Consider the following 24,845-nt stretch of genomic DNA (forward strand, 5'->3'; position numbering starts at 1 on the left):
ACGGGCCGGACGGGAGCTAACGTAGCCCGTCGTGAGCATGGTCGTGGAGCAACGCGGGCACGAGGCCGCACCTGGGGAGAGCCCGCACCGGCGGCGCCGGCTCGGGCTGGCGGGCCTGCTGGTGCTGCTCGCCGCAGGGGCGGTGCTCTCGCTGGTGATCGGCGCGCGGTCGCTCACCCCGGCCGAGGTGTGGCAGGGGTTGTTCGGTGACCCCGGCGACGACCAGCGGCTCGTCGAGATCACGCTGATCGTGCAGACGCTGCGCGTGCCGCGGACGGTGCTCGCGATCGTGGCGGGCATCGGGCTCGGTGTCGCGGGCGCGTTGATCCAGGGGCACACCCGCAACCCCATCGCGGACACCGGCCTGCTCGGCGTCAACTCCGGGGCGTCGTTCGCCGTGGTGCTCTCGGTCTACCTGTTCGGCCTGCAGAACCCGGTCCAGTACATGTGGTTCGCGTTCCTCGGGGCCGCGGTGGCGGGCGTGGTGGTGTTCGGGCTCTCGAGCCTCGGACGCGGCGCGGGCAACCCCCTCACGCTCGCGCTGGCCGGGCAGGGCGTCACGGTGTTCCTGGCCGCGATGACGACCGCGGTCGCGCTGGGCGACAAGCAGACGCTCGACGTGCTGCGGTTCTGGAACGCGGGCTCGGTGCAGGGCGTCGGGTTCGACGTGATCACGGTCGCGTCGATCTTCATGGGCGTCGGTCTCGTGCTGGCGCTGATCAACCTGCCGGTGATCAACCTGCTCAACCTCGGTGACGACGTCGCGCGCGGCCTCGGCGTGAACATCGCGGCCGGCCGCACGGTCGGCGTCCTGGCCGTCACGCTGCTCGCGGGCGCGGCCACGGCGGCGTGCGGGCCGATCGCCTTCCTCGGCCTGATGGTCGCGCACGTCGCGCGGTGGCTCACCGGGCCGGACTACCGCTGGCTGGTGCCGTACGCGGGGTTGCTCGGCGCGGGCGTGCTGCTGCTCGGCGACATCGCGGGCCGGCTCGTCGTGCGTCCCGCCGAACTGCAGGCAGGCATCGTCATCGCACTCCTCGGCGCCCCGTTCTTCGCGGTGCTGGTCTGGCTCGGGAAGTTCAGGCAGGCATGACCACCGCACCGGAAGCACCCGAAATGCACCGCGGCGTCCGCGTCGGCGCCTGGTCCTGGGTCTGGCGGCCGTGGACCGTGCTCGTCACGGTCGTGCTGGCGGCGCTGACGTTCCTGATCTTCTGCGTGTCGATCGCGGTCGGCGACTTCACCATCGAACTGCCCGCGGTGTTCAGGACGCTCATCGGGCAGGGCGAGCGGGTCGACGAGTTCGTGGTCATGGACCTGCGGATGCCGCGGGCCCTGGTCGGGGTCATCGCCGGCGTCGCGCTCGGCATCTCGGGAGCGCTGACCCAGTCGATCGCCCGCAACGCGCTGGCCAGCCCGGACGTCCTCGGCATCACCGGCGGCGCCAGCGCAACGGCGGTCTTCGTCGTGACGGCCAGCGGCGGCTCGGCGATCGGCAGCGCCTTCGGGCTCTCCACGGCCGCGCTCACCGGCGGGCTGGTGACCGGCCTGCTCGTCTACTTCATGGCGTGGAAGAAGGGCATCGACGGGTTCCGGCTGATCCTCATCGGTGTCTCGGTCAGCGCGGTCATGCAGGCGCTCACGACGTGGCTGCTGGTGCTCGCGGACATCCGCGACGTCGCCCGCGCGCAGCGGTGGCTCGTCGGGTCGCTCGACTCGCGGTCGTGGACCGAGGTGTGGGCGTCGCTCTGGATCATGGCGGTGCTGGTCGTCGTCGTGTTGGTGGTCGCGTTCCAGATGCAGCCCATGCACTTCGGTGACGACGTCGCCGCGGGGCTCGGCGTGCGCTACTCGGCCGTGCGCGCGGTGCTCCTGCTCTGCGCGGTGCTGCTGGCCGGTGTCGCGGTCTCCGCCGCAGGTCCGGTGCCTTTCGTGGCACTGGTCGCGCCGCAGATCGCCATGCGGCTGGTGCGCTCCCCCGTGCCTCCGGTGGTCGCGTCGGGGTTGTTCGGCGCGGTGCTGCTGATCGGGTCGGACCTGATCGCGCGGACGGTCCTGCCGAACGACCTGCCGGTCGGCATCGTCACGGCGATCATCGGCGGTCCGTTCCTCGTCTACCTGCTGGTGCGCTCGAACCTCAGACGCGCGGCCTGAGGTAAGCCTGCATTAAGTAAGGTTGACCTATGACCGCGCTGCGCAACGATGCCGCCCGACTGGGGGCCGAGGGCGTCACGGTCGGGTACGCCGACCGGGTCGTGCTCGACAACCTGGACGTCGCCATCCCGACCGGGGTGATCACCACGGTCATCGGGCCGAACGGCTGCGGCAAGTCGACGCTGCTGCGGACGCTGGCGCGGTTGCTCAAACCGCGCCAGGGCACGGTGCTGCTCGACGGCGGCGACATCGCGCGGCTGAGGACCAAGGACGTCGCGAAGAGGATGGGCCTGCTCCCGCAGACCCCGATCGCGCCGGAAGGACTGACGGTCGCCGACCTGGTCGCCCGCGGCCGGCACCCGCACCAGAGCTGGGTGCGCCAGTGGTCGAGCGACGACGCGGACGTCGTCGCCAAGGCGCTGCACATGACCGGCGTGGCCGATCTCGCCCACCGCCCCGTCGACTCGCTCTCGGGCGGCCAGCGGCAGCGGGTGTGGATCTCCATGACCCTCGCGCAGGGCACCGACCTGCTGCTGCTGGACGAACCGACGACCTATCTCGACCTCGCGCACGCGATCGACGTGATCGACCTCGTCGACGACCTGCACGAGGGCGGCTGCACGATCGTCATGGTCCTGCACGACCTGAACCTGGCCGTTCGGTACAGCGACAACCTGATCGTGATGAAGTCGGGATCGATCGTCGCGCAGGGACATCCGAGCCAGGTGATCACGAGCGAGTTGTTGCTGGACACGTTCGGCCTGCAGGCGAAGGTGATCGACGACCCCGTCAGCGAGCGTCCGCTGATCGTGCCCATCGGCCGGACCCACGTGGTATCGAAGAGTGACCAAGAACCAAGTTAGCCTGCCCTAACCGGTGATAAGGTTCGCCTGTCCTAATTTCCCCCGCCGCGTGGGCAGCGAAGAACGAGGTGCCGAATGGGCCAGAGAACGACCATGACCTGGAAGCGACTGACCGCTGTGGCAGCAGCCGCGGTGGTCGGTGCCAGCGTCCTCGCCGGGTGCGGTTCTTCCACGCCTGCCACGACCCCGGACGCGGGCAACGCCTCCGGTGGCTCGTTCCCGACCAAGGTCGAGCACTTCTTCGGCACGACGGAGATCAAGGAAGCGCCCAAGCGCGTCGTCTCCCTCGGCTACACCGACGAACAGACCCTGCTCGCGCTGGGCGTCGTCCCGGTCGGCATGGTCGACCAGTACCCGAACCCCGACGGCAAGAAGCCCGACATCAACACCCAGTGGCCGTGGGTGAAGGACAAGTGGGGTTCGGTCACGCCCGAGGTCATCATGAAGAACGGTGACACCGAGCCGAACTTCGAGAAGATCGCCGAGCTGCGCCCGGACCTGATCGTCGCGGTCTACTCCGAGGCGACGCAGGAGTGGTACGACAAGCTCACCAAGATCGCCCCGACGGTCGGCCGCACCAAGGAGGAGAAGGAGCCCTTCTCCGCCAAGTGGCAGGACAACGCGCTGCAGGTCGCGAAGGCGGTCGGCAAGGGTGACGAGGGCGCCAAGGCCATCAAGGCGATCGACGACAAGATCGCCGACGCCAAGAAGGCGAACCCGGCCTGGGCGAACGAGACCGCGGTCGTCGCGTCCTGGTACAAGGACGCCATCGGCCCGTTCGCCACGACCGACGTGCGCGCGCAGGTCACCACCGGTCTCGGCTTCAAGCCCAACACGAAGGTCGACGAGCTCGCGGCGGGCAAGTTCTTCGTGTCGCTGTCCCCCGAGCGCATCGACGTGATGAACGTCGACCGCATCTTCATCATCAACGACGAGGCGGACCTGAAGGCGCTCAAGGGTTTCGAGCTCTTCAACAACCTGCCCGCGGTCAAGGCCGGCAAGGTCCACTACATCCTCGACAGCGAGGGCGCGGCCGTCGGTGCCGCGATCTCGCAGGCGACCCTGGCGTCCATGCCGTACGCGGTGGACGAGCTCGTGAAGGCCGCCAAGTCCGTCGGCTGATGTTCTGACACAACAGTTCCAGCGAAAGGCCTCCCCTCGTGACCACGAGCGTCTCCGGCGCGCAGACGAAGATCCTGCGCACGGCGTCCGGGCGGGAGGCCTCTCGCTGGGTGTACGACCACTGCCGTTCCGCCCCCGGTCTGCCGATCGCCACGATCGTGGCGACGGTGGCCGGGGCGGTGCTGCAGATCGTCCCGGTGTTCCTGCTGGGCACCGTCGTGGACGGCGTCGTGCAGGGCCGCGACGCGTCGATCCTCTGGACGATCGGCATCGCGACGGTCGTCTCGGCGCTGGCCGGCGCGGCCATGACCGCGGTCTCGACCTACCTCGTCGGCCGGGTGGGCGCGGAGATGCTGGCGCGCCTGCGGGAAGGCGCGGTGCGCGCGGTGCTCGGGATGCCGAGCGCGCGGATCGAGGAGGTCGGCCGCGGTGACGTGCTCTCGCGCGTCGGTGAGGACGTCGCCGTCATCTCCAAGGGTTTCCGCACGGCCATTCCGACGATCTTCTCGGCGGTCGTGCTGGTCGTGATCGCGACCGCCGGCATGTTCGGCCTCGACTGGCGGCTCGGTCTCGCCGGCGCGTGCGCGCTTCCCGCGTACTGGCTGGCGTTGCGCTGGTACCTGCCCCGGTCGCAGCCTCTCTACCGCGCCCGGTCCGAGGCGCAGGCCGATCGCGCGCAGGCGTTGATCAGCGGCCTCGACGGCATCGCGACCGTGCGCGCCTACCGCCTGGAGAACGCGTTCCGGGACAAGGTGACCGCCGAGTCGTGGCGGGTGCGCAACATCGGCATCGAGGTCTTCCGGTTCTTCGGCCGGTTCATCGGCCGGGAGAACCGCGCCGAGTTCATCGGGCTCGGCCTGATCATCGTCGTCGGCTACCTCCTGGTGACCAACGGGCAGTCGTCGCTGGGCCAGGTCTCCGTCGCGGCTCTGCTGTTCCACAAGTTGTTCGTCCCGCTCGGCCTCATCATGGCCTTCTTCGACGAGGCGCAGAAGTCCGGCGCGGGCCTGACGCGACTGGTCGGCGTGACCACCGAGTCCGACGGCGACGAACTCGTGCGCAGCGCGGTGGCGGTCGACGCGAACGCTCAGCCGCTTCCGGTTTCGGTGCGCGGCCTTTCCTTCCGGTATCCCGAATCCGAGCACGACGTGCTGCGGGACGTCGACCTGGAGATCCCGGCGGGAACGTCGCTCGCGCTCGTCGGCGCGACCGGTGCGGGCAAGACGACCCTGGCGGCCCTGGTCGCCGGGACCGGCACGCCGCTGACCGGCTCCGTGCACATCGGCTCCTCCGACCTCGCCGGTCTGGACGAGGCGGGGGCCCGCGCGCTCGTCAGCATCCTGACCCAGGAAGCGCACGTGTTCGCCGGTCCGCTGGCCGAGGACCTCCGGCTGGCCGCACCGGACGCGACCGACGACGAACTGATGGACGCGCTGCGGACCGTGGGCGCGGATTCGTGGGTCGAGGCGTTGCCGCAGGGCCTGCGGACCGATGTCGGCGAGGGCGGCGAACGCCTCGACGTGACCAAGGTCGCCCAGATCGCGCTGGCCCGCCTGGTGCTCGGCCGCTCCCCCGTCGTCGTGCTGGACGAGTCGACGGCCGAGGCGGGCAGCCAGGGTGCCGCCGCCCTGGAACGAGCGGCGCTCGCGGCGTGCCGGGGCCGCACCACGCTCCTGGTCGCGCACCGCCTGACCCAGGCGATCGCCGCGGACCGCATCGCCGTCCTCGACGCAGGTCGTGTGCTGGAACAGGGGACACACGAAGAACTTGTGGCGCGTGACGGGCGTTACGCCGCCCTTTGGGCCGCTTGGCGATTCGGAACGACAAGTACTTAGGTTAGGCTTCCTTCACCGATCGTGAAGGGATGGCTGAGTCGTCGATGGAACAGATGGCCGAGCACGACGTACTTCTTTCGACCGCCCGGATCACCTCCGTTCGGCGCCGTGCCGGTGAGTACCCCCAGCGGACCATCGCCGTCGCGAGTGCCGTCGCCCTGCACCACTGGGCCATCCCCGGTTTCACGGTCGACGGGTTCGAGCTCACCCCCGCGACGTTGTTCAGCGACCTGCTCGTGTGGGCCGACAAGGGCCAGAACTCCGCTGTCGTCGAACGACCCGAAGGCTGGGCGATCCCCGTGCCGGACGGCGTCGACCTGGCTGCGGCACAACGGGCCCTGGACGACCTGGCCGAGTTCCCCAACCGTGCCATCGGCACGCTGACTTCCCAGACGGCCGGCGAGCGGCTCGCGGACCTGACCCGCTGGAACGACAACGAGTTCCAGCGCGACCGGCCGAGCGTCGTCGAGCTGTTCCGCGAGCAGGCCCGGCAGCGCCCGGACGCCGTCGCGATCAACGACGGCGAGCGCGCGTTCACCTACGGCGAGGTGCTGTCCCGCTCCAACCAGCTGGCGCACCACCTGCTCGAGCGCGGCCTCACCGCCGAACAGGTGGTCGGCATCTCCCTGGACCGCTCCGCCGAGATGATCGTCGGACTGCTCGCCGTGCTGCAGGCAGAGGCCGCGTTCGTGCCGTTGGACCCGCAGTGGCCGGCCTCCCGCCGCGAGTCCGTGATCGCCGACGCGCAGGCCGTCCTGCTCCTGGGCAGTGGCCGGGAAGGCGAGCCCGAGGCTCTCGCGGTCGACCTCTCCGAGTGGGGTTTCTCCGGCTACCCCGCCGATCCCACCGACGTCACGATCCGCGGCGCGCAGCTCGCGTACGTGATGTTCACGTCCGGCTCGACCGGCCGCCCCAAGGGCGCGATGATCCGCCACGAGGCGATCAGCGAACGCCTGCTGTGGCAGGTGCACCAGATCCTCCACTTCGGACACTCCGACGCGTCGCTGTTCAAGGCACCGCTGTCGTTCGACATCTCCATCAACGAGATCTTCCTGCCGCTGGTGTGCGGCGGGCGGACCGTCGTCGTGCGGTCCGGCGGCGAGCGCGACCCGCACCACCTGCTGCACACGATCGACCGCCACCGCGTGACGTTCGTGTACCTGGTGTCGTCGATGCTGGACGTGCTGCTGAACATCGCGGGCGACGGCGAACTGGCCAGCCTGCGGCACGTGTGGTGTGGCGGCGAGGTGCTCACGTCCGAGCTCTACGACCGGTTCCGCACGAAGCTCGACATCCCGATGTACCACGGGTACGGCCCGGCCGAGGCCACGATCGGCGTCTCGCACGTCATCTACCGCGGCGAGGCCGAGCGGCTGTCGACGTCGATCGGCAAGGCCAACCCGAACACCGATCTCTACGTCCTCGACGACGAGCTGCGGCCGTGCCCGGTCGGCGTCGGCGGCGAGCTGTACATCGGCGGTTTCCTGCTGGGGCGCGGCTACGTGAACGCTCCGGGCCTCACGGCGTCGCGGTTCGTCGCGAACCCGTTCGCCACCGACGGCTCGCGCCTGTACCGCACCGGCGACCTGGCGCGGTTCGCGCCGGACGGGTCGCTCGACTTCCTCGGCCGCGTCGACAACCAGGTCAAGATCCGCGGCATGCGGCTGGAGCTGGAGGACGTCGAGATCGCGCTGGCCGAGCACCCCGGCGTGCGCCACACCTGTGTCGTGGTGCGCAAGAACTCCGCCGGCGGCAACTACCTCGTCGGGTACGTGGTGCCGTCGGACGAGAGCCTGACCTCGGACGCCGTGAAGCAGTGGGCGACCGAGCACCTGGTCGAGTACATGGTTCCCGCGCACGTCGTGGTGATGAGCGAGTTCCCGTTGACCCCCAACGGAAAGCTCGACCGCCGCGCGCTGCCCGAGCCCGTGGTGGAGACCGGTCCGGTGACCGCCGCCGCCACCGACGACGAGGCCGTGATCTGCGCGGCCGTCGCCTCGGTGCTGCGCGTCGAGCAGGTCGGCGCGGACCAGGACTTCTTCGAGCTGGGCGGCGACAGCATCCTCGCGATCTCGTTGCTCAGCGCGTTGCGCGCGGAGGGCGTGTTCGTCACCGCCACCCAGATCTTCGTCAACCGCACCCCGCGCGCGCTCGCCGCCGTCGCGACCCGTGACGGTGCCTCGGTGGTCGACCACGACGACGTGCCCACGGGCCCGGTGGCGGGTCTGCCGATCGTGCAGTGGCTCGGTGAGACCACGGACGCGATCGACGGGTTCGTGCAGTCGGTCGTGCTCAACACCCCGGCGGAGCTGACCGCCGGCGCGCTGACCCAGATCCTCGACGCACTGGTCGCGCGGCACGACATGTTGCGCGCCAAGCTCGTCCGGGGTGAGCGCTGGTCGTTCGACATCCCGGCCGACGGACATGCGTTGTGGGAGCAGAGCGATGCTCCGCTGGAGGAGTGCGTGGCCGCGGCCACGGAAGGGCTGAACCCGGACGCGGGCATCATGCTGCGCGCGGTGTGGCGGTCAGAGGCTCGTCAGCTCGTGATCGTGATCCACCACGTGGTGATCGACGGTGTCTCGTGGCGCATCCTGTTCGACGACCTCGCCCAGGCCTGGCAGCAGGTCTCCTCTGGTGCGGCGGTGGAGCTCCGGCCGGTCGGCACCTCGTTCCGGCGCTGGACCCAGTTGCTGGAGCAGGCCTCGTTCTCCGCGGACCGCGCGTACTACGAGCGCGCGCTGCCGGGCGTGGACCAGTTGCTCGGCCGGCGTGAGCTGACCGAAGCCGATGTGGTCGCGAGTGAGCGGGTCCGCACCGTGACGGTCGGTTCTCGTGCCACCGCGGCGTTGCTGGGTGACGTGCCGGCGTTGTTCCACGCCAAGGTCAACGACGTGCTGCTGACCGGTCTCGCGGTTGCACTGGCCCGGTGGCGGCGTGACAACGGTCAGGACCAGACGTTCGCGCACGTCGAACTGGAGGGCCACGGCCGCGAAGGCCGGTTCGTGCCGCGCGACCCCGACCTGTCTCGGACGGTCGGCTGGTTCACGACGTTGTTCCCGGTGACGGTGGACCCGGTCGACGTCGACGACCTCGGCGCAGCTCTCAAGCGCGTCAAGGAAGACCTCGCACGGGTGCCGAGCAACGGCGTCTCCTACGGCGCTCTGCGGTACCTGCGCGACGAGCGGTTCGACGCATCGCGCCCGCAGGTGCTGTTCAACTACCTGGGCCGGTTCGCCGGTGGCACGACCGGGGACTGGCAGCTCGCGGAGAACGCCGGTCAGCTCGGCGAGAAGCGCGACCCGGCGATGCGGCTGCCGCGCGCCCTGGAGTTCAACGCCTCCGCCGAACCCGGCACCGACGGCGAACTGGAACTGGTCACCGTCCTGTCGTGGCCGTCGGGGGTCTTCACCGACTCCGACACCGCGAAGATCGGCGAGTACTTCGTCGCCGCGCTGGAAGGTCTCGCGGCCCTGACCGGGGGCGGCCACTCCCCCAGCGACTTCCCGCTGCTGCCGCTCACCCAGGCCGACGTCGACGCGCTGGACTCCCCCGCGTTGCGCGAGATCCTCCCGCTGACGCCGCTGCAGGAAGGCCTGTACTTCCACTCCGTCTTCGACGACGACTCCGCGCACCGGTACGTCGAGCAGCAGCTGCTGACGCTCACCGGCGCCGTCGACGCCAAACGGCTCGAGGCGGCGGCGACGCGGGTGTTCGACCTGTTCCCGAACCTGGCCGCACGGTTCGCAAGCCTCGCCGACGGCAGGGTCGTGTCGGTGCTGGAGTCGGGTGTGCGGCCGGTGTTCACCACGGTGAACGGGCAGGGCATGTCCGGCGAGGAGATCAGCGAACTCGCCGAACGCGACCGCGTCGCCGGCTTCGACCTCGCCACCGGTCCGCTGATGCGCTACACGCTGGTGCTCACCGCACCGGGCCGGTACGTGCTGGTGCAGACCGTGCACCACATCATCGCGGACGGCTGGTCGGTGCCCCCGATGCTGCGCGCGCTGCTGGCCGAGTACGACGCGCCAGGGTCGGTGCACGTGCGCGGCGGCTACTCCGACTACGTGCGGTGGCTCGTCGAGAGCGACGCCGAGGAGAGCGACCGCGTCTGGGCACGCGAACTCGAAGGCCTGCCCGGACCGTCGATCACGGTGCCGGACCACATGCCGTCCGAGCGGTTCGCCGACATGGCCCTGGACGCACCGTCCGATGTGGACGAGCGCGTGCGGGCGGCCGGCGTCTCGCTCAGCGTCGCCGTGCACAGCGCCTGGGCCGTGACGCTCGGCGGGATCCTGGGCAGCCAGGACGTCGTGTTCGGCTCGACGGTGTCGGGCCGCGACGCCGACGTGCCCGGCATCGACGAGCTCGCCGGCCTGTTCATCAACACCATTCCCGTGCGCGCCAGGTGGTCCGGCGGGACGACCGCCCGCGAGCTGCTGGACGCGGTGCGCGAGCACCAGACCGCCGTGCTGCCGCACCAGCACGTGTCGCTGACCAGGATCGGCCGGCTCGCCGGTGCCGGATCGCTCTTCGACACGCTCGTGGTGTTCGACGTCGCGACTGACGTGACCTCGTTGCGAAGCGAGTCGTTCGGCATCACGGACGTCGTCAACGAGGGCGCACCGCACTACCCGCTGACCCTGGTGGTCGCCCGCCGGCACGACGGCTCGCTGTGGTTCAACCTGGTGCACGACACCACGGTCATCCGTCCGGCGGGTGCCCGGCGGATCGTGCGGACGTTCGCCGACACCTTCACCGCCCTGCTGGCCGGTGGGGAGGTTCCGGCTCCGCGGAGCGTCGAGGGTGCCGAGGTCGAGCCCGCCACGCTGGCCGGTCTGGTCGACGCGGCCGCGGACCGTGCGCCCGACGCGCGCGCCGTGACGTTCTGCCGGATCGACGGCACCTCGGAAAGCCTGTCGTACGGCGAGCTGACCGAGGCGAAGAACCGGCTGGCGGGGATGCTCGCGAACGCCGGGGTCGGGCCACACCAGCGGGTCGCGGTCGCCGTGCCCCGGTCGCTGGAGCAGGTCGTCTCGCTCGTCGCGGTCGTGTCCGCCGGTGGCGCGTACGTGCCGCTGGACGCGGCGTACCCGGACGACCGGCTCGAGTACCTGATCTCCGACGCCGCCCCGCAGGTCGTGCTCGTCACCCCCGGCCAGCGCGACCGCTTCGCCGCCATCGTCTCGCGGGCCGGCGGCGCCGCACGGGTGGTGGCGATCGGCGACGACGTGCCCGGCGCCGGCGTGATCACCCCGCCGAACTGGGACCACCCGGCGTACGTGATCTACACGTCCGGGTCGACGGGCAAGCCCAAGGGCGCGGTGGTGTCGCACCGCAACGCGGTGACGTACCTCGCGAACATCCAGCCGGACGTGCGTTTCGGGCCCGACGACGTCATTCCGCTGTTCCACTCGTTCTCGTTCGACTCCTCGGTGCTGGAGCTGTGGGGCACGCTGACCAGCGGCGCCGAACTGGTGGTGCCCGATCGAGGGCTGACCCGCTCGCCGGTCGACTTCCACCGGCTGGTGCGCGAGCGCGCCCTCACCTACGTCGTCCAGACGCCGTCGGCGTTCTACCAGTTCATCGAGGCGGACAAGCACTGTGAACCGGTCACGTCCGTGCGCCGGTTCTCCATCGGCGGTGAACTGCTGGAGCTCAGCCGGTTGCGCGACTGGGTGGCCCGGTACGGCACCCGCGAGCCGGAGCTGATCAACACCTACGGCCCGACCGAGTCCACTGTGTACACCTCGCGGCACGTGCTCGACGACTCGGACTTCGAGCCCGGCCGTGCCGACGGCTGCCCGATCGGCACGCCCGTGCCGGGACAGCGGACCTACGTGCTCGACGACCGGTTGCGGCCCGCCGGGCTCGGTGTCGCCGGTTCGCTCTACCTCTCCGGCCCGCAGGTCTCGTACGGCTACTCGAACCGGCCGGGGCTCTCGGCGAGCCGGTTCGTCGCCGACCCGTTCGCGGGCGACGGATCCCGGATGTACCACACCGGCGACCTGGCACAGTGGAACCTGGACGGCGAGCTCGAGTTCCTCGGCCGCAGCGATGACCAGGTGCAGCTGCACGGTTTCCGCATCGAACTGGGCGAGGTCGAGGCCGCCGTCCGCGAGGTCGCCGGCGTGGTCGACGTGGCCGTGACCGTGGCGGACACCGACGACCACCTCGTCGCGCACGTCGTGGGCACGCCGCAGGCCGACGTCATGGAGGTGCTCTCCGCGAAGCTGCCCCAGCACATGGTGCCGCAGCGGGTCATCCAGCTGGACGAGCTGCCGCTGAACGTCAGCGGCAAGCTGGACCGCGCGGCGCTGCGGGCACGCGCCCGTGAGGACGAGGCACCGGTCGTCGCGGCGGACACCTCCGTGCTCGACTCGCTGGTCGAGATCTTCCGCTCCGCCCTGCCGGCGTCCGATGTGGACGCTGACACGGACTACTTCGCGGCCGGCGGCGACAGCATCATCGCGATCGGGGTGGTGAACCGGGCGCGGGCGATGGGCGTGAGGTTCTCGCCCCGCGACATGTTCCTGCACAAGACCCCGCGAGCGCTTGCGGAGAAGTTCGCCGTGCAGCGCGCGGAGCAGCAGGCCCCGGTCGTGGAGGAGATCTCGGACGGCCCGGTCGTGCCGACGCCGATCGTGTTGCGGCTGCGAGAACTCGGCGGGTCGCTCGACGGCTTCGCGCAGGCGAGGCAGCTGGAGTGCGCGAGCCTGGACGACGCCCGCCGCGCGGCGAACGCGGTCGTGTCGGCGCATCCCGCGTTGCGGCTGCGCCTGAACACGGACCAGGGCGTGTGGTCGCTGCGGACCGAACCGGCGGCGGAGGTCGACGTCGTGGTGTCGGCGGACGACCCGCAGGAGGCCGCCGAGGCAGCCGCGGGCAGGCTCGACGCCGAAGCCGGTGTCATGGCGGCGTTCACGTGGCTGGAGAACAGCCGCACGCTCGTCGTCGTGGTGCACCACTTCGCGGTGGACGCCGTGTCCTGGATGATCCTGCTCGAAGACCTCGCCGTCGCGACGCGGGGCGACGAGCTGGCGCCGGTGACGACGTCGTTCGCCTCGTACGCCGCGGCTTTGACGCTGGACGCCCAGTCCGGCGGCGACCTGCGCCGGTGGATCGAGACGCTCGACGCCCCGGTGCTCACACCGCGGGTCGGTGAGCGGCGCGAGGTCACCGTCACGCTGGCCGCCGACATCACCGGCAACGTCGTGCGGACCGCGCCGACCGCGCTCGGCGTCGGCCTGACCGAACTGCTGTGCGGCGCGCTGCGGACCGCGCTCACCGAGATCCAGAGCACGCCGACGGACCTGGTGATCGACCTGGAACGGCACGGCCGCGTCCCTGCCGCCGAGCACCACGACTACACCCGCACGGTCGGCTGGTTCACCGCGATCGCTCCCGTACGGCTCAGCCCTGCCACCGATCCGGTCGCGGCGGCCCGGGAGGTCGTGGCGCGGCAACCGGACGAGGTCGCGCACGTCGGGTTCGGCCAGCTGCGCTACCTGAACCCGCAGACGGGACCCGTGCTGGCCGCGCTGCCCCGGCCGCAGGTGCTGTTCAACTACCTCGGCCGCGCCAGCGAGTCCCAGGCGCTGCACGTCGATCCCGAGAACCGGCCGAGCCCGTACGCGGTCGAGGTCAACTGCTGGGTCGACGCCGCCGGCTCGCTGCGCGCCACGTTCGGGCTGACCGAGGACGTGTCGGACGAGATCGCGGCGCGGTGGCTGATGGCGCTGGAACGGATCGCGGACGCCTCGGTGACCGTGCGGCGCACCGCGCCGGTCTCGCCGCTGCAGCGCGGCCTGTACTTCCAGGCGGAGCTGGCCGGGAAGTCCGGTCAGTACGTGGCGCAGAGCTTCTTCACGTTCGACCGGCGGCTCGACCCCGGCGCGCTCGGCAGGGCGTTCGCCCACGTCATCGCGAAGCACCCGGTGGTCGGCGCGGGCTTCGAGTCCGACGAGAACGGCACACCGGTGCAGGTGCTGGGCATCAGCGGCGAGGTGCCGGTGCGCACGGTCGACGTGCTCAACGACAACGCCGTCGAGGCGTTGCGAATCGAGGACCGCGCCACGGGCTTCGACCTGACCTCACCGCCGCTGGTGCGGCTGACGGTCCTGCGGCTGCCGAACGGCCGGGACAGCCTGCTGTTCACCAGCCACCTGCTGCTGTGGGACGGCTGGTCGCGCGCGATCGTGCTGGACGACCTGTTCGACGCCTACCGCGCGCTCCTCGCGGGCGAGACCGTCGACTCGGCGCCCGCCACACCGAGTTTCGAGAGCTACACCCGTGCACTGGCCGCGAAGGACGCCGAGGCGGCGCAGAGGTTCTGGGCCGGTCACCTCGCCGACCTCCCCGGTCCGACGCTCCTCAGCGAGGGGTCCACTTCGGACTCGTTGCCGGCCAAGATCGTGCGGGCGTTGCCGGTCGAGGCGTCGAACCGGGTGCGGGAGGCCGCGCGCCGGTACGGCGTGACGGTGAACTCGGTGGTCACCGGTGCGCTCGGGCTGGCGCTCGGCCGGGAGACCGGTCGCGGTGACGCGGTGTTCGGCGTGACGGTGTCCGGGCGTGAGGAGGAGGGCACCGAAGGCATCGTCGGCGTCCTGCTGAACACCGTGCCGATGCGGGTGACCGCGCGGCCGCACGACACCGTGGGCGAGTTCCTGGCGTCCGTTCAGGCCTCGCGGGTCGCGACGATGGAGCACGAGCACTTCGGGCTCGGCGAGATCCAGCGCGCGAGCGGCCACGACCAGCTGTTCGACAGCCTGTTCGTGCTGCAGAACTTCCTGGACGACGACACGTTCACCGAGTTCAACGAGAAGAACGGCATCACCGGCCACGAGGCGGAGGACTCGACGCACTACCCGTTCACGTGGGTCGTGACGCCGGGCGAGGAGCTCACGGTCAAGCTCGAGTACCGGCCGGACGTCACCGATCCCGCGTTCGCGCAGCGGTTGTTCGACGGGTATCTGCGGGTGCTCGACGAGCTCACCCGCGCGGACGGCCTGCTCGGCGCGGTCGGCGGTTCGGTGGTGACGCCAGAGCTCAACCCCGCCAACGACTTCGGCGACCTCACCGTGGTCGACCTGTTCGACCAGGCGGCCGACCGCAACCCGGACCGCGTCGCTCTCGTCGCGCACGGCAGGACGATGACGTTCGCGGAACTCCGCGACCGCAGCCGCCACCTGGCGGGAGTGTTGTCCGGCAAGGGCATCGGCGTCGAGACCTCGGTCGCCATCGCGGTGCCCCGGTCGCTGGACTGGGTCGTGGCGCTGTTCGGCGTCCTGCGCTGCGGCGCGGCGTACGTGCCGCTGGAGCTGGACCACCCGGACGAGCGGATCGCCGCGATCATCGACGACGCGCAACCGGCGTTGATCATCACGACGAGCGCGGTGGCGCCACGGATCCAGGGCACCACGTTCAGGCTGGACGAGCCGTGGCCGGACGCCGAGCCGGTGACCACGTTCGCGCCCGGTGACCCGAACAGGCTCAAGCACGCGGCCTACACGATCTACACCTCGGGTTCGACCGGCAAGCCCAAGGGCGTCGTCACCGAGTACGCCGGCCTGACCAACATGCTCGTCAACCACCAGCGCCGGATCTTCGAGCCGGTGCTGGCCGAGCACGGGCACCGGACGTTCCGGATCGCGCACACCGTGTCGTTCGCCTTCGACATGTCGTGGGAGGAGCTGCTCTGGCTCGCCGACGGCCACGAGGTGCACATCTGCGACGAGGAGCTGCGCCGCGACGCGACGGGGCTGGTCGAGTACTGCCTCGCACACGAGATCGACGTCATCAACGTGACGCCGACCTACGCGCAGCAACTGGTGGCCGAAGGGCTACTGGGCGCCGAGCACAAGCCGGCACTGGTGCTGCTGGGCGGCGAGGCCGTCACGCCGACCCTGTGGCAGCAGCTCGCGGACACCCCGGGCACGATCGGCTACAACCTCTACGGGCCGACCGAGTACACGATCAACACGCTGGGCGTCGGCACGTTCGACTGCGTCGACCCGGTGGTCGGCGTGGCGATCGACAACACCGACGTCTACGTCCTCGACCCGTGGCTGCGGCACGTGCCGGACGGCGTCGCGGGTGAGCTCTACGTGTCGGGCGTGGGCATCGCGCGCGGCTACCTCGGGCAGCCGGGACAGTCCGCCGAACGGTTCGTGGCGTGCCCGTGGGTGCCCGGAGAGCGGATGTACCGGACCGGTGACCTGGTGATCCGGCGCCCGGACGGCAACCTGCTCTACCTGGGCCGCACGGACAAGCAGGTCAAGATCCGCGGCCACCGCGTCGAGCTGGGCGAGGTCGAGGCGCGGTTCGCGGCACATCCGGGCGTCCGGTTCGTCGCGGCCGTCGCGCAGGCCGACCCGCAGGTCGACGGCGCGTACCGGCTCGCGGCGTACCTGGTGCTGGCCGACGGCGGCGACATCCCGTCGATCGCGGCGGAGGTCGGGGCCGGCCTGCCGGACTACCTGCGGCCGTCGCACTACGCGGCGGTGGACGCGATCCCGCTCACCGTCAACGGCAAGGCGGACACGGCGGCCTTGCCCGAGGCCCGTCCGCTCGGCACCCTGACGACCAAGGCCGAGGACCGGGAACTGACCGAGACCGAGACGCTCGTCCGCGAGATGTTCGCGGAGGCGCTCGACCTCGACGAGGACGAGGTGGGCATGGCGAGCGGCTTCACCGACCTGGGCGGGCACTCGATGCTCGCGGTGCGGCTCATCGGACTGCTCCGCCGCGAGTTCGGTCCCGTCGTCACGATCCGCGACCTGCTGTCCCTTTCCACTCCCGAAGCGATTGCGCGGCACGTTGACGAACACTGAAGTGCACACCGGCAGGGAGATCCTGAGGATCGCCCTGCGCCGCAACCGCGGCGCCATGACGTCCGGGACCCTGCTGATGGGGTCCTACCAGGCCGCCGAGACCGCCGTGCCGATCCTGCTCGGCGTGATCGTCGAGTACGCGCTGCGCGGAGGGCAGGTCAGCTCGCTCGGGCTGGCGCTGCTCGCGCTCGGTCTCGTCATGGCGACGGTGTCGTACTCGTGGCGGTTCGGCATGAGGATCCTGCAGAAGGCGAACACGACCGAGGCGCACCGGTGGCGGGTCGAGGTCGCGGACCGCGGCCTGCAGCCGGTGGCGCGCGAGGTCGACCTGAAGTCCGGCGAGGTGCTCACCGTCGCCACCGAGGACGCCGACCAGACCGCGGACATCATCGAGGTGGTGCCGCTGCTGATCAGCTCGCTGGTGTCGGTGGTCATCACGGGTGTCGTGCTGGTGGTGATCAGCGTGCCCCTGGGCGTGCTGGTGTTCGCCAGCACGGCGGCGATCCTGAGCGTGCTCAGCGTGATGTCGCGGCGGATCGGCAGCAACACCCAGGTGCAGCAGGCGAAGGTGGCGCGGGCCGGGGCGAAGGTGTCCGACCTGATCGCCGGACTGCGGCCGCTGCACGGGTTCGGCGGCAGCTACGCGGCCTTCCAGGCCTACCGCCGGGTGAGCACGGAGGCGAAGCAGCAGTCGATCGTCGTGGCGCGGGTCAACGGCGTCTACGCCGGGCTGGCGCTGGCGCTCAACTCGTTGCTGGCGGCGGCGGTGACGCTGTGGGCGGGCCTGCTGACGTTCCGGGGCGAGATCTCCATCGGCCAGCTGGTGATGGTGGTCGGGCTGGCGCAGTTCCTGATCGAGCCGCTGAAGCTGTTCTCGGAGATGCCCAAGTACGTGATGATCGCGCGGGCCTCCGCCGAACGGATGGCGCTGGTCCTGGCCGCGCCCGCGCGGATGACCCCCGGTGTCGAGGAGGTCGTCTCGGAGACCGGGCTCGAGGTCTCCGGAGTCACCCACGGAACGTTGCGGGACCTGACGTTCTCGGTGCGGCCCGGTGAGTTCGTGGCCGTCGCCGCGTACCAGCCGCAGGCCGCGGCCGAACTGGCCGCCCTGCTGTCCGTCGAGGTGCCCCCGGCGTCGTACTCGGGTGTGGTCCGGCTGGGCGAGCACGAGGTCGCGGCGCTGACGATCGAGAGCGTGCGCACCCACCTGCTGGTCAACCCGTCGCACCACGAGGTGTTCGCGGGAACGTTGCGGGAGAACGTCGATCCGTCCGGCACCAGCGCGCTGGTCCAGGAGGCGGTGTCCGCCGCGATGCTGACCGACGTCGTGGCCCTGCACTCCGACGGCCTCGACTACGCCGTGCGCGACCGGGGCGCGAACCTGTCCGGCGGGCAGCGGCAACGGCTGTCGCTCGCGCGGGCGCTGGCCGCGAACCCGGAGATCCTGGTGCTGCACGACCCGACGACGGCCGTCGACGCCGTCACCGAACAGCTCATCGCCCGCAACCTGACCGAGTTGCGCCGCGGCCGGACGACGATCGTGATCACCAGCAGCCCGGCGCTGCTCGACGTGGCCGACCGGGTGATCGTGCTGGACGGCGGCACGGTCGCGTCCGAGGGCACGCACCGCGAACTGCTCGGCCGCGACTCCTCCTACCAGCTGGCGGTGGCCCGATGACCAGGTTCGAGTGGCGCGGAGGCCCGGCCTCGCTGCGGTTCGAGAGCGTGCTGGACCCGGTCGAGCTGACGCACGAGGAGGACGACCTGTGGTCCGCCGAGGTCGAGATGCCGGCCCGGCTGCGCGTGACCTACCACTTCGTCTCGGAGGGCGAGGAGCACGCCGACCCGTCGAATCCCGCCGGGGCGGGCCCGAACCGGTCGATCTTCACCACGCCGGACCTGGAGCCGCAGCCGCACTGGCCGGTCGTCGGCCCGGACGAGGTGCTGGACGTGCCGGCGCTCCGCATCCGGTGGAACGGTTCGCTGGGACGCAAGACAGTTCGCGTGCACCAGGGCGGCGAACCGGTCGTGCTGCTGCTCGACGGCGACGACTGGATGTACGCGCACCCCGCCGTCGCCGCGTTCGAGTCGGCGGTGAAGAACGGCGAGATGCCGCCCGCCACGCTGGTCTTCCTCCCCACGCCTCGTGATCGCGACGCCGAGTACAGCTCTCCTGAGCTGTGGCAGGCGATCCGGGACGAGCTGCTGCCGTTGCTCGCCTCGAACGGCGTGACCGTGGACCTGTCGCGGTTCGCGGTGGCCGGGCAGAGCCTCGGCGGGCTCAGCGCGTTCCAGGCCGCGCTGGACTTCCCGGACCTGGTGACGCGGGTGGCCTGCCAGTCGGGGTCGTTCTGGTACGCCCGCGACCTGCCCCGGTCCGGGCTCGCGCTGGACGGCCCGGCCGGCGGTGACACCGCGGAAAGGCTGCGGTCCCGGCCTGATCTGTCCGGACTGCGGGTCGCGTTCGACGTTGGCGAGCACGAGCCGAGGATGCACCGGCACTGTTCTGCGGTGGAAGAGCTCGCGGCGCAGGCGGGTGCGACGGTGCGGACGAACCGGTCTCCCGCCGGACACGACCGGGTCGGCTGGCGGCACGCGCTGGTGCGCGACGTCGCCTGGCTGCTCCAGGACCTCTGATGATCGTCCAGCCGTCCACGAGCTGATCCGGCAGGCTGGGCGCCATGACGACACCCCCGGTCATCTCGGTGATGCTGATCGTCCCGGACGCCGACGCGGCCGTTGCCTGGTACAAGAACGCGTTGGGCGCTGCGGAGCTGTGGAACCTCGGCGGTGTCGCCGGTCTGCAGGTCGGTGGCGCAGCGTTCTTCGTCCACCAGGTCAACCCCGACAACCCCGCGGAGTCCACTCCCGGGCACGTCACCAGCGTCCGGGTCGAGCTGTTCACCGACGACCCCGGCGGCGTCGTCGCCAGAGCAGTGGCCGCGGGAGCTGGTGGTTCCCCGGTCGTGAGTCACGAGATGCCGTGGGGCACCCACCGGCAGGGCGGCTTCACCGATCCGTTCGGCCACAAGTGGTCCGTGGGCGACCGGTCACCCCTGGGCTGACTGGAGGGGCCACACCTCGACGACCCCGTGCGCGACGGCGCACGGAGTCCCGGCCACCATGCGCACAGCCTCCTCCACCGAGTCGGCCTCGATGATCGCGAACCCCGCGATCGGCAGCTCGGACCTGAGGAACGCCCCCGCCTTCGTGGTCGTGCCGGTGTTGCCGGGGTTGCGGACCTGCACTGGCTCCCCGGCGATGCCCATCTCCACCCCCTGCGCGCGCAGGCGTGCGTCGTGCGCGTGTGCCTCGTCCCGGACGGCCGCTGACGTGCGGTCGTAGTCGGCACGCTCTCCGTAGCCGATCGTCACGAACTTCATCGTGGAACCTCCTCGATTCGTGCTCTTCGGCGATACCGACTCCCGGACCGCTCGGAACTCATCGGTCCGTTCATCGACTGTTCACCTCACGGTTGCGACCACTCACCCCGGCACGGCGTCGAAGTGACGAAAGATCTGTTGTCTGACAGGGCTTTTCGTAGAGGTGGACAGTGAAGAGAACGCTCGGCATCGGTCTTGCGGTCGTCCTGCTCGTGGGTGTCGTGACGGCCGTCGTCCTCGGACAGGGCTCCGGCGAACAGGGCCGGCTCCAGACCGTCCGCGGTGTGATCGGCTCGGAGAAGCTCGCCTTCTTCGCCGACCAGCGCGTCAAGGACGTGTTCGCGAAGCACGGCCTCGAGGTCGAGGTCGATCCGGCCGGGTCGCGGCAGATCGCGACGGCCACGGACCTGAACCCGTACGACTTCGCGTTCCCGTCCTCGGCGCCCGCCGCCGAGAAGATCCAGCGCGACCGCAAGGCCGCGCGGACGTACGCGCCGTTCTCGTCGCCGATGGTCATCGCCACGTTCGACCCGGTCGCCGACCTGCTGACGAAGGCCGGGGTGGTGAAGTCCGGGCCGGGCTACCAGACGTTCGACGTGCAGGCGTACCTCGAACTCGCGGCCAAGGGCACGCGCTGGGACCAGCTGCCGGGCAACACGGCCTATCCCGCGCGCAAGAACCTGCTCGTCACGACGACCGATCCGCGTGACTCGAACTCGGCGGCGATGTACCTGGCGATCACGTCGTTCGTCGCCAACGGCGGGGTGGTGTCGTCGCCGGACGCCGAGGCCAAGGTGCTGCCCGCGGTGTCGAGGCTGTTCCTGGACCAGGGATACACGCAGAGCAGCACCGAGGGCCCGTTCGAGGACTACCTGTCCTCGGGCATGGGCAAGACGCCGCTGGTGCTGGCGTACGAGGCGCAGTTCGCAGACCGGGTGGTGCGGGGCGACTCGTCGGTCCGGCCGGACATGAAGCTGCTGTACCCGGCGCCGACCGTGCTGTCCAAGCACACGCTCGTGCCGTTGCGCGAGGCCGGCGACCGGGTCGGGCAGCTGCTGCAGAGCGATGCCGAACTGGGCAGGCTCGCCGCGACGTTCGGCTTCCGCACAGCGGATCCCAGGCACTTCGACGACGTCGTCAAGGAGAAGAACCTGACCGTGCCGCAGACGATCGTGGACGTGGTCGAGCCGCCCGCGCACGAGACCCTGGAGCGGATGCTCGAGGCGATCGCGAAGCAGTACTGACATGACCGATTTCGTTCTGACGCCACCGGATCCCGTCGAGCCCGTGCCGGTCGACCGCGCGGCCGGGCTCATCCCCGTCGCCGACAGGACCGAGCTGTCGTCACGGGCCGAGGCCTTCGTGTCGGCCCTGGGCGCCGTCGACCCGCGGTCACCGGACTTCAGCCGGATCGCCGACGAGGCACTGGTGCTCGGCGAGGCGGAGATGCGGCTGGCGGCGCAGATCGCTGGTCGGCTGCTCGACCGCACGCTCGCGTCCGTCTCGTCACCGCACGGCGCCCAGGTCTCGACGAGCCTGACCGAACTGCGGCGCTCCGTCCGCGAACTCGATCCGCAGGACCTGAGCAAGCTGACCGGCCGCAAGGTCCTCGGCTTCCTCCCCGGCGGCAACTCGGCCCGCGGCCTGCTGGCACGGCTGCGCGCGGCCGACGAGCCGCTCAACCGCATCGTGCTGAGGCTGCGGTCCGGCCAGGACGCGCTGAAGCGCGACAACGCCGCCATCAAGGGCGAGCGGCAACGGTTGTGGGACCTGATGACCAAGCTGTCGCAGGACGCCGCCCTGGCCGCCGAGATGGACGAGGCGGTGCAGCGCCAGGTGGCCGTCCTCGACTTCGCCGAACCCGAACGCGCCCAGGCGTTGCGTGCCGACGTGCTCTTCGGCCTGCGGCAACGGCATCAGGACCTGCTGACCCAGCTCGCCGTGTGCGCGCAGGGGTACATGGCACTGGACGTGGTGCGCCGCAACAACGACGAACTGGTCAAGGGCATCGAACGGGCCGTGAGCACGACCGTCACCGCGTTGCGGATCGGCGTGGCGGTCGCGGCGGCGCTGGCCGGGCAGCGCGAGGTGATCGACCAGGTCGACGCCCTGCGCGGCCTGACCGACTCGATCCTGCGCTCCAACGCGACGCTGATGTCCCTGCAGGGCGAGGACGTCCAGCGCATCGCCACGACCCCGGCCGTCGGCGTCGAGGCGGTGCGGACCTCGTTCGACCAGATCTACGCGGCGATCGACGCGATCGACACGTTCAAGGCCCGCGCCGCCGACTCCATGTCCAGCACGGTCTCCGCGCTGGACACCGAGATCCGGCGCGCCCACGGTCACCTGACCCGCGTGCGGGAGACCGGGGACCAGCCGTGACCGGTCAGCGCGCCGCCGCACCGGCACAGGCACTCAGTCCGCCAGCTCCACCCCCGAGCCATCAGCGCGACTCCCAGGAGCCAGCATGATCCGCCGTCTCATCCCCGCGGTCGCCGTCGTGGCGCTGCTGGCGGGATGTTCCGACTCGCCCGATCCGGCCAGACCGGTCGGTGACGCCGCCCCCGGCACCCTCCGCGTTCTCGCGGGCAGCGAACTGGCCGACCTCCAGCCGATCCTCGACGAGGCCGCCAAGGCCACCGGCATCAGCGTGAAGTTCAGCTTCAGCGGCACCGTCGAGGGTGCCGAGAAGGTCGCGAGTGGCGCGGCCGAGCAGGGCTTCGACGCGGTCTGGTTCTCCTCCAACCGCTACCTCGAACTCGTGCCGGAGGCCCAGAAGCGGCTCGGCACGCCGGCCAAGGTGATGTCGTCGCCCGTCGTGCTCGGCCTGCCCGCCGCGAAGGTGCGGGAACTGGGCTGGGACGCCAAGCGCGTCGGCTGGGCGGAGATCGCCGAAGCCGCGGGCGCGCAGAAGTTCACCTACGGCATGACCGACCCGTCCGCCTCCAACTCCGGGTTCTCCGCGCTGGTCGGTGTCGCGGCCGCGCTGTCCGGGTCGGGTTCGGCACTCGACGCGGCACGGATCGACGCGGTCGCGCCGCAGCTCGAGCAGTTCTTCTCGGCCCAGAAGCTGTCGGCGGGCTCGTCCGGCTGGCTGTCGGAGGCCTACCAGCGGCGCGCGCAGGATCCCGGCGCCAGGGTGGACGGGCTGATCAACTACGAGTCCGTGCTGCTGTCGATGCCCCAGCCGCTGACGCTGATCTACCCGAGCGACGGCGTGGTGACGGCCGACTACCCGCTCACGCTGCTCACGTCGGCGTCGTCGGAAGCCCGTGAGGCGCACCGGAAGCTGTCCGACCACCTCAGGAGCGCGGACGTCCAGCGCAAGATCATGGAGACCACGCACCGCCGGCCCGCCGTGCCACAGGTGCAGCTCGACGGCAAGTTCGCCACGAAAGACCTCGTGGAGCTCCCGTTCCCCGGCAGCCAGTCCGCTGTGGACGGTCTGATCACCACGTACTTCGACCAGCTGCGCCGCCCGTCCCGCACGCTCTACGTGCTCGACACCTCCGGCTCGATGCAGGGCGACCGGATCGACGGCCTGCGCCAGGCCCTCACCGGGCTGACGGGCGCCGACGAGTCGCTCGCCGGCAGGTTCAGCCGGTTCCACGGCCGTGAACAGGTGACGCTGCTGCCGTTCAGCAGCAGCGCGCAACCCGCGTTGAAGTACGAGGTGCCGCAGGACGACCCGCGCCCGGTGCTCGACCAGATCCGTGCCACCGCCACGAGCCTCGACGCGTCCGGCGGCACGGCGATCTACAGCAGTCTGCGCGGCGGGTACGACGTGCTGCGCCAGCAGATCGACGCCGACCCGGACCGGTTCACGTCGATCGTGCTGATGACCGACGGCGAGAACACCGGCAGCGAGGGCATCACCGACTTCCAGCTGTTCCACCAGAGCCTGTCACCGAACCTCAAGGACATCCCCATCTTCCCCGTGCTGTTCGGCGAGAGCGCCACGACCGAGATGGAGCAGGTGGCGAAGATGAGCGGTGGCAAGGTGTTCGACGCCCGCAGCCGCTCGCTCTCGGCCGCCTTCAAGGAGATCCGTGGCTATCAGTAGGTACCTGGCCTCCTGGAAGAACCTGGCCGGCTGCGTGGGTGGCCTGATCGGCCTCGCCCTGCACTTCGCCGGACTCGCCGGGTCGTACTGGATCGTCGTCGTGATCGGCCTGTACGGCGTGGGGGCCCTGGCCGCGCCGCCCGAGCGGATCACCCTGGTGACCGATCCCGAGGAGGAAGCGGGCGCGCTGCGATCCGAGTTGGACGCGCTGGTGCAACGGGTGCGGGGCCTGCGAGTGCCGGACGAGGTCGCACCGAAGATCGCCGAGATCGCCGAGGTCCTGCGCGGCATGCTCGACCGGCCGCGCGCACTGCGCGCCGACCCGGACGCCCTGCACGCCGTCACCCGGCTCGTCGGCACCGACCTGCCGCTGTCCGTGCAGACCTACCTGAACCTGCCGTGGTGGTACGCCGCCGCACGGGGCTCGGGCACGGAACTGCTGCGGCAGCTGGACTTGCTGCACGCCGACTCGAGGAGGACCGCGGAACGGTTCCACGCGGCCGACGCGCAACGGCAGGCCGACCACACCCGCTACCTCGAGGACCGCGAGTCCGGGTAGTCCGATCCACTGTTCGCATCCCCGAACCAGAACC

Annotated in this window: 14 protein-coding genes; 13 read left to right on the forward strand and 1 reads right to left on the reverse strand. The window is 70.7% G+C overall.

Annotated elements, in window-relative coordinates:
* Window positions 1-37 precede the first annotated feature (37 nt).
* The 9 genes from DFR72_RS22760 to DFR72_RS22800 all read left to right on the forward strand — a co-directional run bounded on the left by DFR72_RS22760 (window position 38) and on the right by DFR72_RS22800 (window position 19,871).
* A complete protein-coding gene (locus tag DFR72_RS22760) occupies window positions 38-1,093 on the forward strand; it encodes a FecCD family ABC transporter permease (protein ID WP_090065219.1) in 1,056 nt (351 codons plus the stop codon).
* On the forward strand, window positions 1,090-2,154 hold the full coding sequence (locus DFR72_RS22765; RefSeq protein ID WP_090064764.1) for a FecCD family ABC transporter permease: 1,065 nt from the start codon (window positions 1,090-1,092) through the stop codon (window positions 2,152-2,154). The genes DFR72_RS22760 and DFR72_RS22765 overlap by 4 nt, the downstream gene beginning before the upstream one ends.
* A 29-nt stretch (window positions 2,155-2,183) precedes the next feature.
* A complete protein-coding gene (locus DFR72_RS22770; RefSeq protein ID WP_090064765.1) occupies window positions 2,184-3,017 on the forward strand; it encodes an ABC transporter ATP-binding protein in 834 nt (277 codons plus the stop codon).
* A 93-nt stretch (window positions 3,018-3,110) separates the two neighbouring features.
* Window positions 3,111-4,139 carry an iron-siderophore ABC transporter substrate-binding protein gene (locus tag DFR72_RS22775; RefSeq protein ID WP_211335492.1) on the forward strand — a complete coding sequence of 343 codons (1,029 nt, stop codon included), beginning with the start codon at window positions 3,111-3,113 and terminating at the stop codon, window positions 4,137-4,139.
* Between the two features lie 38 nt (window positions 4,140-4,177).
* Window positions 4,178-5,974, forward strand: coding sequence for an ABC transporter ATP-binding protein (locus DFR72_RS22780; protein WP_090064767.1), 1,797 nt, complete (start codon window positions 4,178-4,180; stop codon window positions 5,972-5,974).
* 29 nt (window positions 5,975-6,003) lie between these two features.
* Window positions 6,004-16,806, forward strand: a complete 10,803-nt coding sequence (locus DFR72_RS22785; protein ID WP_211335493.1) for a non-ribosomal peptide synthetase — start codon at window positions 6,004-6,006, stop codon at window positions 16,804-16,806.
* Complete coding sequence (locus DFR72_RS22790; protein ID WP_211335494.1) at window positions 16,793-18,484, forward strand: ABC transporter ATP-binding protein; 1,692 nt, start codon at window positions 16,793-16,795, stop codon at window positions 18,482-18,484. The genes DFR72_RS22785 and DFR72_RS22790 overlap by 14 nt, the downstream gene beginning before the upstream one ends.
* Window positions 18,481-19,443, forward strand: a complete 963-nt coding sequence (locus DFR72_RS22795) for an alpha/beta hydrolase-fold protein (protein WP_090064768.1) — start codon at window positions 18,481-18,483, stop codon at window positions 19,441-19,443. Before DFR72_RS22790 ends, DFR72_RS22795 begins: the two co-directional genes overlap by 4 nt.
* Before the next feature lie 44 nt (window positions 19,444-19,487).
* Window positions 19,488-19,871: a VOC family protein gene (locus tag DFR72_RS22800; protein ID WP_090064769.1), complete on the forward strand. Its 384-nt coding sequence runs from the start codon at window positions 19,488-19,490 to the stop codon at window positions 19,869-19,871.
* Here the strand turns inward: DFR72_RS22800 and DFR72_RS22805 are convergent.
* Complete coding sequence (locus tag DFR72_RS22805) at window positions 19,857-20,189, reverse strand: YciI family protein (protein ID WP_090064770.1); 333 nt, start codon at window positions 20,187-20,189, stop codon at window positions 19,857-19,859. The genes DFR72_RS22800 and DFR72_RS22805 overlap by 15 nt on opposite strands.
* Before the next feature lie 170 nt (window positions 20,190-20,359).
* Between DFR72_RS22805 and DFR72_RS22810 the strand changes: the two genes are divergently transcribed.
* The 4 genes from DFR72_RS22810 (at window position 20,360) to DFR72_RS22825 (ending at window position 24,811) form a co-directional block, all read left to right on the forward strand.
* The gene (locus tag DFR72_RS22810) at window positions 20,360-21,433 is read left to right on the forward strand and encodes a hypothetical protein (RefSeq protein ID WP_090064771.1); all 1,074 of its coding nucleotides are present in this window, start codon (window positions 20,360-20,362) and stop codon (window positions 21,431-21,433) included.
* Between the two features lies 1 nt (window position 21,434).
* On the forward strand, window positions 21,435-22,571 hold the full coding sequence (locus DFR72_RS22815) for a toxic anion resistance protein (protein ID WP_090064772.1): 1,137 nt from the start codon (window positions 21,435-21,437) through the stop codon (window positions 22,569-22,571).
* Window positions 22,572-22,656: 85 nt separating this feature from the next.
* Entirely contained in the window at window positions 22,657-24,252 is a 1,596-nt protein-coding gene (locus DFR72_RS22820; RefSeq protein ID WP_090064773.1) for a VWA domain-containing protein, read from the forward strand.
* On the forward strand, window positions 24,239-24,811 hold the full coding sequence (locus DFR72_RS22825; protein WP_342768666.1) for a hypothetical protein: 573 nt from the start codon (window positions 24,239-24,241) through the stop codon (window positions 24,809-24,811). The genes DFR72_RS22820 and DFR72_RS22825 overlap by 14 nt, the downstream gene beginning before the upstream one ends.
* The last annotated feature ends 34 nt before the right edge of the window (window positions 24,812-24,845 follow it).

Origin of the sequence: Lentzea flaviverrucosa (genome assembly GCF_003350445.1) — a bacterium.
Lineage (GTDB): Bacteria > Actinomycetota > Actinomycetes > Mycobacteriales > Pseudonocardiaceae > Lentzea > Lentzea californiensis.